At 30.3% G+C, this 13,193-nt stretch carries 11 protein-coding genes; all 11 read right to left on the reverse strand.

Annotated features, from left to right (window positions below):
• Positions 1-141 precede the first annotated feature (141 nt).
• The 11 genes from ABEY15_RS17985 to ABEY15_RS18035 all read right to left on the reverse strand — a co-directional run bounded on the left by ABEY15_RS17985 (position 142) and on the right by ABEY15_RS18035 (position 13,181).
• Positions 142-1,029 (reverse strand): 6-hydroxymethylpterin diphosphokinase MptE-like protein, encoded by an 888-nt coding sequence (locus ABEY15_RS17985; RefSeq protein ID WP_429891512.1) that lies wholly within the window; start codon positions 1,027-1,029, stop codon positions 142-144.
• Positions 1,030-1,061: 32 nt separating this feature from the next.
• Positions 1,062-2,231, reverse strand: coding sequence for a polysaccharide deacetylase family protein (locus ABEY15_RS17990; protein ID WP_429891513.1), 1,170 nt, complete (start codon positions 2,229-2,231; stop codon positions 1,062-1,064).
• Positions 2,232-2,276: 45 nt separating this feature from the next.
• Entirely contained in the window at positions 2,277-4,061 is a 1,785-nt protein-coding gene (locus ABEY15_RS17995) for an ABC transporter ATP-binding protein (RefSeq protein WP_429891514.1), read from the reverse strand.
• 167 nt (positions 4,062-4,228) lie between these two features.
• Positions 4,229-5,137, reverse strand: a complete 909-nt coding sequence (locus ABEY15_RS18000; RefSeq protein ID WP_429891515.1) for an SP_1767 family glycosyltransferase — start codon at positions 5,135-5,137, stop codon at positions 4,229-4,231.
• Positions 5,134-6,108 (reverse strand): glycosyltransferase family 2 protein, encoded by a 975-nt coding sequence (locus tag ABEY15_RS18005; protein ID WP_429891516.1) that lies wholly within the window; start codon positions 6,106-6,108, stop codon positions 5,134-5,136. The genes ABEY15_RS18000 and ABEY15_RS18005 overlap by 4 nt, the downstream gene beginning before the upstream one ends.
• Positions 6,105-7,145, reverse strand: coding sequence for a glycosyltransferase family 2 protein (locus ABEY15_RS18010; RefSeq protein ID WP_429891517.1), 1,041 nt, complete (start codon positions 7,143-7,145; stop codon positions 6,105-6,107). The genes ABEY15_RS18005 and ABEY15_RS18010 overlap by 4 nt, the downstream gene beginning before the upstream one ends.
• Before the next feature lie 15 nt (positions 7,146-7,160).
• The gene (locus ABEY15_RS18015) at positions 7,161-8,351 is read right to left on the reverse strand and encodes a glycosyltransferase (RefSeq protein ID WP_429891518.1); all 1,191 of its coding nucleotides are present in this window, start codon (positions 8,349-8,351) and stop codon (positions 7,161-7,163) included.
• A gap of 66 nt (positions 8,352-8,417) precedes the next feature.
• Positions 8,418-9,608, reverse strand: a complete 1,191-nt coding sequence (locus ABEY15_RS18020) for a glycosyltransferase (RefSeq protein ID WP_429891519.1) — start codon at positions 9,606-9,608, stop codon at positions 8,418-8,420.
• Positions 9,609-9,631: 23 nt separating this feature from the next.
• Complete coding sequence (locus tag ABEY15_RS18025; protein WP_429891520.1) at positions 9,632-10,822, reverse strand: glycosyltransferase; 1,191 nt, start codon at positions 10,820-10,822, stop codon at positions 9,632-9,634.
• A 51-nt stretch (positions 10,823-10,873) separates the two neighbouring features.
• Complete coding sequence (locus ABEY15_RS18030; protein ID WP_429891521.1) at positions 10,874-12,055, reverse strand: glycosyltransferase; 1,182 nt, start codon at positions 12,053-12,055, stop codon at positions 10,874-10,876.
• The gene (locus ABEY15_RS18035; protein ID WP_429891523.1) at positions 12,024-13,181 is read right to left on the reverse strand and encodes a glycosyltransferase family 1 protein; all 1,158 of its coding nucleotides are present in this window, start codon (positions 13,179-13,181) and stop codon (positions 12,024-12,026) included. The genes ABEY15_RS18030 and ABEY15_RS18035 overlap by 32 nt, the downstream gene beginning before the upstream one ends.
• Positions 13,182-13,193 lie beyond the last annotated feature (12 nt).

Genomic DNA, 13,193 nt, shown 5'->3' on the forward strand with positions numbered 1-13,193 from the left:
CATTATATTGAACAATGACTAAAAAAAATATCACATAAGGAGGTATAGTCTAGCAATTAACAAATCATATTTTTTCTTTATTGAGAACTACTTATCACAAAAATTATCATCTTTTTAAATATCTGTCAATTTGGATTTTTATTAAGTTAAATAAACTAAAGATTCTTCTATTTTATTGTTTGCTAAAACATTATCAAGATCGACTCTTTCAAATATTTCAAGCATTCCTCCTCTAGTTGCATTAAAGATTTTAATGTTTTTCTTATCCGCGTATTCTTTTGCCACTTTGTACGCATCAATCATTTTTAAGCCAGCAACTGTATAATTAGAATCATGATAATCATAATTTTTAAAATGGTGGTTCAAATCCCTAGAATAATTACTATCTGCTCCAAGTAAATAGATCTCCTTAAATCCCATGTAAACTGCAATTTGTATAAGTGAGTAAGTAATTGTATATCCATCATACACAACTGCAAATGCGTCATCGCTAAATTTTGTATTATATTTTTTATGCATCCAATTATGGTTTAGCATGTTCATTGGATAAACGTAAAATTCTTCTGAAACAGTATCACGTTTTAAAATAGATTCACCAATAAATTTGCATTCTGAATCCAATTCTTTAATATCATCTTTGAACTTAAAATAATTTCTAATATCTTGAATACCATAATAGGTCGGCCTCCAATCTGTTTCGTTAAACGCGAGGCAAATTGAATTCATACTAAATGTAATTTCACCACGAAGTTTTTCCAAATCCTCAACTTTCAGGCTTGGTCCCGTTGCGACTATAAAACATCTTTCACCTAAATGTTTATTTTTTATACTTTTTAATTTTTCAAAACGACTCTTTCTATCAATACGAGTTACCCTTAAAAACTTTTTAAAGTTGAATATAATATTTGGTATAATGACTGGTCTAATCATAGGAATAAAATCATATCTTGCTTTTCTAATATAGTCATAAAAGTACAATGTAACTTTATTACTTTTTAAGATGTCTTTTAAGATATCTCTTAATGTCATAATTCCCATTCCCTTATTATTTTTCAATTTTTTTAAAAGAAAGTCCCCGTTTTAGCCTCGATTTGATCATTATCTATTTTTATTTCCTTTAACTTACTAAGTCTTTCTAACAACCTATAATCTGAAATATTATTACCATATAGATTAATTTTCTCTAAATTAGATAGATATTGTACTCCGTCTAGGTTAGAAATATTTTGACCGCCTAGATCTAATTCTTTTATCGAGCTCAATTCAGAAATCGTTATCCATTTTACATTTGGATTATGGAGCTGCTGTCTAATACAATGTTCTAAAGTTTGATCTATAAATGTGGCAATTCCAGCTATTTCAGCAGTAGTATAGAATTCCAACCCTAATGATTTTGCTTCTTTAATAATTTCTTCAATCATTTTAGGTGAGGTTCTCCACGTTCCAGCGAGTTCCGATTCTTCTCCCCAACCAAAATCTTCCCACTTTACATCTTCAGGTAATATAGAATGCGACATTAAAATTAAATTTAGCCCAGTTTTCTTAACAACTCTCAAAATTCTTTTTATATACTTTTTATTTTTTAAAAATATACTATCTATACAAATAGCAGGTGCAAATCCAGTATGATTGAAAGGAGTTAAATGATCAGCAGCCGAATGTCCCCTTACAACTTTAAAATACTTTGGAACGATCTCGTTTATCATTTCATCATTATATGCAGCAAATGGAAATGAATAAGTCACAGGCAATTTAAACTTTTCTTTTGTTTTAGAATGAGATTGTTTTTCCATCCATTTAAATAATGATTCTATTTCATCTTCAATCCATTTTGTTAAACCATGTTCCTCAATATATGTTTTAGCATTTTGGTGCGTTAAGCTATGGTGAGCAAGTTCGTGGCCATTTGCTTGTAATTCTAGTAACAGATCTATTTCCTTTTGATTATGTTCCCTTTCACCTTCAAAATGGTGAAATGCGTTAATATTAAATGTTACTTTAACATCGTAATATCCGAATAAATCCATTCCATATTTATACCATTGCTCAACTCTAAAACTGTCATCAAATGAAAATGCAATGCCAGGTTTATTTATGAAAGAAACTTCATTTTCACCATTTTTTGGTTTTATTTTCCTTTCCATCTCCCTAATTAAATTCCCATAAAACCCATGCCAGTACCAAGTTTGGGCTGCTTTATTTTTTAATTTTTCTAATCCTCTCCTAAACATTACGTACCTCCTTTAAGAATAGTTTAAATTAGATATTTACCACTATTAAATAACTGAGTGCTTTAATTTATGGTCAACTGTCACTAATCTACCTTTATTCAATTTGAAAACAGTATCACAGTTTTCAATTGTACTCAGACGATGCGCAATAATAATTAACGTTTTTTCTCCCTTTAAGCCATCGATCGCTTTCATAATTTCTTTTTCTGTTTCATTATCTAGTGCAGATGTTGCTTCATCCATAAAAATTATTTCTGGATTGTGGTATAGTGCCCTTGCAATTCCAATACGTTGACGTTGTCCGCCCGAAAGTCTTACTCCTCTTTCACCTACAGTTGTGTTTAATTGATCAGGAAGTGATTCAACAAATTCTTTTAATTGTGCCTGCTCTAATGCTCTCCATACAGCACAATCATCTATTTGGTTCTCATCTAAACCAAATGCAATATTACCGCGAATTGTATCATCAGATAAAAAAATCGATTGTGGAATATAACCAATTTTTTGCTTCCATGTTGCTCTTTGATCATTTAAGTTTTTTCCATCAATTAAGATTTCACCGTTTTCAGGGTGGAATAATCCAAGAATGATATCAACTAAAGTTGTTTTTCCAGCACCAGATTCACCAATAAATGCAACAGATTGACCGATAGGAATCTGTAAAGATACATCTCTAACTGAAAAGTCTTTCTGATTAGGATATTTAAAAGAAATATCTTTCAATATAATGGAATCTGTAAAAACTCTTTCATTTTGGTCAAGTATTGTTGAATGATCCTCAAGAACCGGATGGTCACTGCTTACATTTTGGTCTTTATTTAAAAACAAATCGTCATAAATAGTTGATAAAGCAGGTTGAGAATAACGAATAGCTGTTATAAATCCTACAATACGAGTAATTGAAGGCATTAAACGAAATGCTGCCATAGCAAAGAGTGCCATTGTTGAAACTAAACTAGTAGTATTACTACCTTTAAAAACGATGATTAACATCGTAATCAGTACGATTGTTACCATAATCGTTTCAATAAAGTATCTCGGTACTTGATTTAACATTCCTAATTGTCGACTATTTCTTGCGCCTATTTGACTTTGAGCAGTAAAGGCATTAACAAAGAAATCTTCTTTACCTGAAACCTTTACTTCTTTACTCGCACCTAGCCCTTGGTTTACCCACTTAATCATTGCAGCGTTTACTATTTGTTGTTCAGTACCTAGATGGCTAATCTTTTTACGAAAAAATCTAAAAAAGATAAATACACTACCTCCTAGTAGTATTGAAGCAACAATAGTTGCTAAAGGAGCCGTAAAAATTAACAAAGCTAAAATAAATGATGTTACTAGAATTTCTGTTAATAGTTGAAAGCCCGATATGATAATTCCTTGGAAAAGTTTTGTGATTTCTGAATTTATGTTTCGGAGTAATTCTGATGTATTTCTTTGTAAATGAAATACATAAGGTTTCGTTAAATACTCCTTAAACAGGCTTCTAGATAATCTTACTTGTTGATTTAGAATGACACGTACTTGTATATAATTAAAAAATAATAGATATATGTTTTTAATAAAAAAGATTGAAAGCAATGCTATTCCTGCGAATACGATAAATCCATTAATGGAATTGAAATGAAAAAAATTATATAAAAACGATAAAATAGATTGTTCTTCAATTACCTTTGGATCAGTTAAAATCCCTACAAAAGGGAAAATAGCTCCAATTCCAATTGTTTCAAATACCGCTGCTACTATCATCATGATAAATAAAATTATAAGTTTCTTCTTTTCCTTTTTGTTAAAAAGCATTAGTAATTTACTTAACGAAGACTTCAAAATATATCACCCTTTAAAAATAAAATAAGTAATCCCTATACTTAGAACGGATTACTAAGTCTTTCCCCTAGTTTTAAATCTTATATTTATTAAGATACTTTTCTACTTTATATATAGAAACAATTATTAAAATCTCAAAGGTCATTCAATGTCCCCTATTTTAGAATTTACGATATTCTAGAAATGATTTCTTCTTCATACTTAATGTCGTTAATACCATGAACATCAGTACCTTCTGGAACTTCACCTACATATTTATTTTTAATTGCTTCTTTTTCTACAGCTTTATTTAAAAACCATTCATATTCAATATCAATATGTCCAATATCAATTGCATGATAGCCATAATTAGCTAAGTCATAAGCTAATACCGTAGCTGTAGGCCCAAGAGCAATTAACACTAGTTTTGATTTATCGTGTTTTATTACCTCTTCAAATATTTGATCATACTTTGCAAATGCATCAGTAGCTGGACATAAAATTCTTTTTATTGATTTGGTATTATCGAACAAATCATTTCCAATTCCTAGTCTGCTTTGCTCTCCTTCAATAATAATGACCTCTTTTTGATGCCACAGCTTTTTAAAAGTCTTAAACCTGAACTCAGCCTGACTTTTATCCTTATAGTCTATATAAAGTCGAGTGACCAATGAATCATAATAGACCTTGTTCTTTTGTAGTAGTTTATAAATCTTATATCGATTTAAATTTAAGTAACGTATCCAATAATTTCTTGATCTGTCTGTACACCAGTCAACATTTTTAAAAACATTTGGGATAAAGACTTCATGATTTTCTTGATTACTTTTGATAATTTCACTTAACCTTAAGCTTAACTCCTCTGAATATGGCTGAAATCTTAAGCTTTTTCCGTTCATTAAATTGAACTCACCATCGCCATACCTACTTATAGAACATTTATTTTGAACAATTAGATTTAAACTTTCATCAGTTGTTTTTACAGAAGGTTGGCTAGAAAATAAAAAAACCATTCCATTAAATAGGGTGGTAATCTGTTCAATACTTCTTATTTTTATTTTTGAGCCTAACACATACATTCTTCGGTATATGCTCATCCTCTTTTTCTCCTTGATAGGAAATTAATTATTAACTTATACAAAATAGGGTGAATACGTGTTGCAAATAATAATATTTTTACATTTGTAACATACTCTTTTAGTTTGATTGTTTCAGTGAAGTAATTGTTTAAAATCTCGGTTACTTTTTTATATTCTATTTGATATAAAATATGATTTGGATCTAGTGAAATTGTGTTTAAAACAGCCATTGCATTATTAGCCAGTTTTAGTGTTATGATTGGCTTTAGTTCAGGATAATATCGACTTACATAACGATAGATTTCGTCATAAATCAGGACTGCATCAATACTTTTATTTTTTACTGCCAGATCCATTGTGCTATTTTCGCGCTTAATATAATGATATTTTGGTTCGCCAATATAGCATACTTTTTCACTCTCATTAATTACTTTATAAGTAAATGCTGTATCCTCATACATAATCCCTTCTGGAAATCTAAGATTTTCCAAAAGCTTTCTTTTCATTAATTTCGACCAAACAACTTCATCATATAATGCACCTTCAAATAATGCCTTCATTGCTTGACTTCTATTATGAATCGTTAATGGCTCTGATCCATTTATGATTGTTTTGTCGTTATAATGAACTATACTCGTACAGTTTGCAATATCACAGTCATTCTCAATACAAATATTATAAAGTAGTTCATACATATCCGGTTCGATCCAGTCATCACTATCTACAAATCCTATATAATCGCCTTTAGCAATATTTAAAGCAGCATTTCTAGCACTTGCTTGCCCGCCATTTTTTTTATGAATTACTTTTATTCGATTATCCTTTTTAGCATACTCATCGCATATTATTCCGCATTGATCGGGTGATCCATCATCGACAAGGATAAGTTCAAAGTCAGTTAGAGTTTGAGCTAAGATTGAATCCACACATTTATGTATATATGACTCTACTTTATACACAGGAACAATAATACTTATTTTGGGATTCATTTGTTCACTATCCTTTCCATTATTAATATTTTACGAATATTAGAGTATGTTCTTAAAAGGTAATTTAATCCCCACATATAATTCGTAAATATAAAGTTAAACTTGTTAATATTTAACTTCGAAGTCTTTACTATAGGATAAAATTTCTTTAAATTTGGATTTACTAAAAATTCTCGGTAACTTTTTAGGATTTTGTTTTTTAATTCATTTCTGTATTTCTTATTTGGATCAATTTCTTTATTGTTAAGTAATTTTTGATAAAAAAATAATATACGGGTAAAAAAATAAGATTCTGATAAAGTAAGTAATGATTGTTCACTAACCCGTTCCCGTATAAAATGAAATCTCTCTTCATCACACTCTAAGCCATCTAAATTCCTTAAAGTGAATATTTCTTGTTTTGACATTGTACTCTCGTTTCTTTGTACGTAATAATATTTACTTGCACCAATAAATACGTATTTCTTTACCAAATAATATATTTTAAATGCTAAAAAACCGTCTTCATATAACTTATTTGGAAATCTAAGATCATCAAAGATTTCTTTTTTATACAACTTATTACAAACTGAATTCCTGTATCCATTGTTTAATAGTCCTTTTAGAGCGAATATATTATCACCAATTTCAACTTGGTTATTATTTTGAATTTGTTCTACCTTATTACCATTTACAATTTTTATGCCGCACTCAACAACATCTGCCTCAAATTTCAATGCATTCTCAATTAATGATTCAAACATATCATTTTCAACATAATCATCACTATCAACAAATCCTATATAATCTCCCTTTGCTATATCCAATCCCATGTTTCTTGCGCTAGCTTGCCCACCATTTTCTTTATGGAATACCTTAATTCTATTATCTTTAGAGGCATAATGATCACAAATTTCCCCACTTTTATCTGGTGATCCATCGTTAACTAGAATTAATTCGAAATCAGCAAACGTCTGATCTAATAATGAATTTATACACTTATGAAGATAGGGTTCTACTTTATATACAGGAACAATAATACTGATTTTTGGATTCATTAATTTCACTCCATCTTATCCAATATATTGATATAACTTATCTATTTCAGAAGTAGTATCTACAATTTCGTTTAATAGATTTCTAGATAAATCCTCGCTTTTTCCAGGATTGTTAATTAAGTATGTTATTTTTTCAAATAACTCATCATGGTCAAATTTGACAATTAACCCATCATAATTATCAGTGATTTGCTCATATGCACCTGTAAAATTTGTAGTGACGATTGGTTTATGTAAACACCTAGCTTCAGCTAAAGTAAGACAGAAACCTTCGTGTCTAGAAGTTTGTACATAAAGATCGGCATTTGCTACATACGGATATGGGTTTTGTTTTGCACCTAATAAAATAAAATTGGATTCTAACCCAAGTTTACGAATTAACTCCTCGTATTCTTTGCGATCATCACCTTCACCAATGCAATACCATCTCACGTTATATCCATTTTCAATTAATTTTGATAATACCTTTATAGCTATATCTTGACCTTTTTCCATCGAAAGCCTTCCAACTGTCAAAATTTTCTTCCCTATGAAACTATTATCAAAGTCAACCTCTGCTAAAGACATATTATTAATTACACTTGATGAAAGTATATTTTTAAATACTTCTGTTTTATTTACATCTTGTGGTAATTTTTCAATTAGCATTTTCTTTGCTTCCTCTGAAACGACAAAGATCTTATCGAACTTTCTATGAAGCTTTTTATATAATTTCGTATTGATTAGATGCTTTGAAACATCGAAGTGAATCCATGACACCTTTTTTTTAGCAGTTACTCTGTTGGCGATATAATAATCAATGATGTCAGTAGGTCCTTGATATGCTATAGCTACATCATACAAAGTAAAATCTTTTGGAACATCCTTAAAAATATGATGATAATAAATATTTCGATCTGCAATTTTTTTGGAAATTAAGTATTTACTTAAAAAAAATAGCATTTTTACGTATTGCTTATTATGAAAGTAATCTTTCAAAGTTTTGTATGGAGGTTGTAATATAATATCTTTAATTGTGGTAAACCATGTAGCTTCTACTACATTAACCCAATCTGGGATATTCTCGAAAAATCCGCCTTTTTTCTCTAAAAGGAGGAGCGTTATATCATATTTATCTTTTGGAATTACTGATAATAATGATAGAAAAGATTTCTCCACACCGCCTATATTCATACTACTAAGCATAAATAAAACTTTTTTCTTCATATTTCACCCCAAAAATGAGTAATAAAAACCAGAATACCTATCTAGATGACTAATGAGGTAAATTTTTTATACATTGAGTAAATTCAATTTCTCTATTTCCTTTGTAGTATCTACAGATTCTTTTTGTAAATTTATTTTTATTTCATTTCTTAAAATCTCATTATCTAGTAATTCTTTCACTGCCTTATACATTTCCTCTTCATCAAAATTAACAATTAAGCCCGTTACCCGATTTATGAGTTGTTCATTTGCACCGGTAAAATTTGTTGTAACGATTGGATTATTAAAGCATCTTGCCTCAGAAAGAGTAATACAATATCCTTCGTGTCGCGATGGCTGAACATATATATCGCATTGCTTCATATAAGGATATGGATTTGTTTTCGTACCTAATAAAATAAAGTCTTCCGAAACATTATACTCCTCTATTAATTTGCGATACTCTGCTTTACCTTCTCCATCTCCAATGCAATACCATTTAATTTCGTATCCGGCTTTCTTTAGTTTCGATAATACTTTGATTGCTAAATCCTGACCCTTTTCAATTGAAAGTCTTCCAACCGTTAGAATTTTTATTCCTTTAAAATCTTCATCAAATCCTGACTCTCTTTCTGCCATCTTTTCGATTAAACTTGAAGAAATAATATTTCCGAATGTATTTATTTTGTTTTTTATTCCAGATAACTTCTCTATAAGTTTTTCTTTTCCTTCATTTGATACAACGAAAATTTGATCAAACTTCTTATATAGATTAATAGCAAACTTGTTATTAAAGGAAATTTTAGTTACATCAAAATGAATCCACTGAACTTTCTTTTTGGCGTTTATTTTGTGCATAACAAAATAGCTTATTAAATCCATTGGACCTGCATAAGCTACCGCTATATCATATTCTTTTTCAAATTTACCATAATCTTTTAATACATATTTTAAGTATGAACTTCTATCTTTCATAACCTTTGAAAGTATGTGATGAAAGATTAAATTAATAGCGTGAACCGGTTTACCATCTTTTAATATTTCCATTGCTTCGAATAAAGGTGGATTATTTAGTAATGCTTTTATTTTGTCGTAATCTTTTACATATTCAATTCGAATATTACTTGGTAATTCATTTAAAAAACCACCAAACTCTTCTAACATAAGTACAGTAATTTCGTATTCATCTTCATTCATCTCAGATAACATATTTAGCAGTGCTTTTTCAGTTCCACCAATATTCATATTAATTATCATAAATAATATCTTTATTTTCATAGGCTTCACTCTCTCTTCTTACATTAACCTATTAACTCATAAAATTTTTCTAATTCTTCGACATTACCTTTTTTCTCAACTTGTAAGAATTTTACTATATTCTCTTTCAGTTCATTATCCGTGATTAATTTTAATATCCCGTTTGTTACACCTTCAGCCGTCATATCTACAACTAAACCATTTTTCCCATCAATCATTTGACTATAAACTGCGTCAAACCTAGTTGTTACCACAGGAATATTTAGCATACGTGCTTCAGCAATTGCAAGACCAAATCCTTCAAACTTCGATGTTTGAACATAAAGATCAGCATCTTTTATATATGGATAAGGGTTTGATTTTACTCCTAACAATATAAAGTTTGTATGTAACTGATGATCCTCAATATACTTTTCAATTTCTTGTTGTAACGGGCCCATTCCTAATACATACCATCTAAAGTCAATGCCCTTTTCTTTCAGATTTTTGCAAGCTTCTAAAGCAAGATCATAACCCTTTTGGTGTGCCAACCTTCCAATCGTTAAAATTTTAATGCCATTAAAATTATCTTGATAACTATCTCCACTTAATGCCATTTGGTTAATAAATTCCGGATTATTTATATCAAAAATAACCTCCACTTTACTGGAATAACTAGGAAAAGTCTCTATGAAGATTTCACGTGTAGAATTTGATACAGCTACAATTTTTTTATATTGATCATAAAACGGTTCTTGAAAATTCCTTTCATGATCAGTTAAATAATAGCTTACGTTTACCCATGCATATTTTTCCTTAGCTATAACTTTATCAGCGACATAAAAAGTAGGAATACCTTGTGCATAACTTATTGCAATATCATATACTTTTTCATTTTTCTCGATCACATTGGAAACACTTTCCCAAAATATTCTTGCTTCTTCCGCTATACTATAATTTTTTCTCCTTATTTCAAAGGAATACTTTAGCCTTGAAAATAGCATACCAAATTTAAATTTCTTTAATGAGTAGATAACTGAGTCAGTCATACTTAGCTCAGTATATTTGGTGTATTTAAGGGGGGGTAAAATATTTACATCCTTAGGAACCAGCTTCTCAAATTCACCACCGTGTGCGAATAACATTAGATCAACGGAGTATTCTTCTAGATTTAATAAATTCAATAGTGTTGTTAAACTTTTTTCCGCTCCAGCTATGTGTAAGGAATCAATTACAAAGAGTATATTTTTTTTCACTAGAAAAACCTCCCTTATACAGGTTTATATTTAAGCAAAAGCTGTTGCAAATTATATTAAGCTATAAAGTTTGTTTAGTTCATTTAAATTACTAAAAACTGTACCTTTACAATTGTTTACTAATTGCACTCTCATTTGGGAATCTAAGTAAAGTTTTTCAATACCATCTGCAATACCTTTAACTGAGAGCTCACAGATTGAACCATCAAATCCATCTTTTACTTGGCTTTTAGCTGTTGGATAATTTGTTATAAGAACTGGCTTCGAAAGAACTTGCGCTTCGACCACTGTAACTGCTTTTCCCTCATACCTAGATGGTTGTACGTATAAATCAGCTTCTTTTATAAAGGGGTAGGGATTTATTTTCTTTCCTAAAAGAATAAACTGATCCGTTAAATTATTTTCCTCTATTAAATCTTTAATTTGTTGTTCGTCGCCCCCGTAACCAACTACATACCAACATATGTTTTTGTATCCTCGATCATTTAACATTTTCAATGCTTTAACCGCGGAATCAATCCCTTTTGCGTATGATAGTCTGGCCACAGTAATAATTTTAAATCTAGCATCTTCCACCATTGGATTATCGGCTTTTTCATTTGCTAATGTGTTAATCAATTCAGGAGTTGTAATGTTTTCCATTACAATGACTCGGTCCCCTAATGCTGAATATTTACTTATGAATGCATTTTTGCATTCATCTGAGACTGCTACGATATAATTGAACTTACTCCACATTTTTACATCCAATTCAATGTCTGTTTCCACTGTTGAAAAATCTGTATGAATCCATGCAATTTTGATCTCAGCATCTACCTTCTCCGCGACAAAATAGTGTGGCCATAAGTAACTAATTGCCACATCATATTTCTTACTTTGTTTTGGTAGTAAAGGGACTGAGTACTTCCACATATATTGCATTTGTTTATATCCATTTTCAGAAGAGTGATTTTTATTTGCCAAATACTTTGCTAACAGTCTTGAAAGCGCAAGACTTAATTGCCCACTTTTTACTACATCGAGGACTGGCATTCGAAATGTCTTATACGCCTTACTTTCTGCAAGTAGATTTGCTTTTTTGGGCAACAACTTCATGAATTCACCAGAGTGACTATAAAGCATTAAATCAACTATATAGTTGTTATAATCAAAGTTAGTTAACATACTGATTAGGCTTCTCTCAACTCCTCCAATCTCTAGATCAAAGGATGCCACTAATATATTCTTCTTCATTTAGTTCACCTGTCGAATATTGGTAAATAGCCAATAAATTTGATATTCCTTTAGAAACCGAATACCCTTCCGTTTCGAATCCATTAATTATTCGGTTAATATTTCCTTCTTTATTCCGAGAATTCATTAATATTGTATTTGCCCAAAGTTCTGGTCCTTCGCTTAACATGAGCTGCTTGACCAGTCCGATATTTAAGTTTGCCTCAGGCTGTATTGCTTCAGATACAATACAAGGTATACCACTTGCTTGTGCCTCTAAAAGAACAAGTCCTAATCCCTCGTACAAAGATGGAAAAACAAATAAATCCATACTATGTAATAGCGTTGGTATGTCTTCCCTAACACCTACAAATTTAATATTCTCATCGATTCCAAACTTTTTAACTTCTTCTTCAATACTTGCTCTTAATTCCCCATCTCCAACTAATAACAAGATAATGTTTTTTTCCTTTTTTAAAATGTTCTTCATTATCTCAATTAAGAACAATTGATTTTTTGCATCCATAAACCTACCGATATGTCCAATTACAAAACTATTTTCTAAACCTGCTTCCTCTTTGAATTTCTTCACTTCTTTTAATGGCGGTTCTAAAAATTTTGTATAATCTATTACATTCGGATAATAGGAATATCTTGTTTTTACTAATTCTTTCTCTCCAAATAAATATCGTCCGGCACCATTACTACATGCCAATAATTTTGTTGAAGTTACATTGATGAGTTTTCGCATTATTCCTTTATAAATCGTTCTAACTAAAGATTGATTAGTATCTAAGGTTGTATGTGCATGTGATATTCTAATCTTTACACCTGCTAATCGAGCCGCTAAATTGGCTATACCACAATTAAATAATGTATGTGCGTGAACTACATCATACGGACCGTACTTTTTAATCGCGGCATAAATTTCTGTAACTGAGTATGTTTTTTCCAATCTTATAATGCGTCCGCCTAATCTTTCTATTTCTTGATCATAGTGTGCTTCTTTTTGACTATAAGAAATAAAATCAAATTGAATTTTGTTCCGATCTATATTTCGATATATATTCATTAGCATCGTTTCGGTCCCTGCTCTATTCATTGCACCAACGACATGAAGGACCTTTAAGGGCTTTGTTTTATCCATACATAACTCCCT

Origin of the sequence: Gottfriedia acidiceleris, assembly GCF_050457485.1 — a bacterium.
GTDB classification, from domain to species: Bacteria; Bacillota; Bacilli; order Bacillales; family Bacillaceae_G; genus Gottfriedia; species Gottfriedia acidiceleris_D.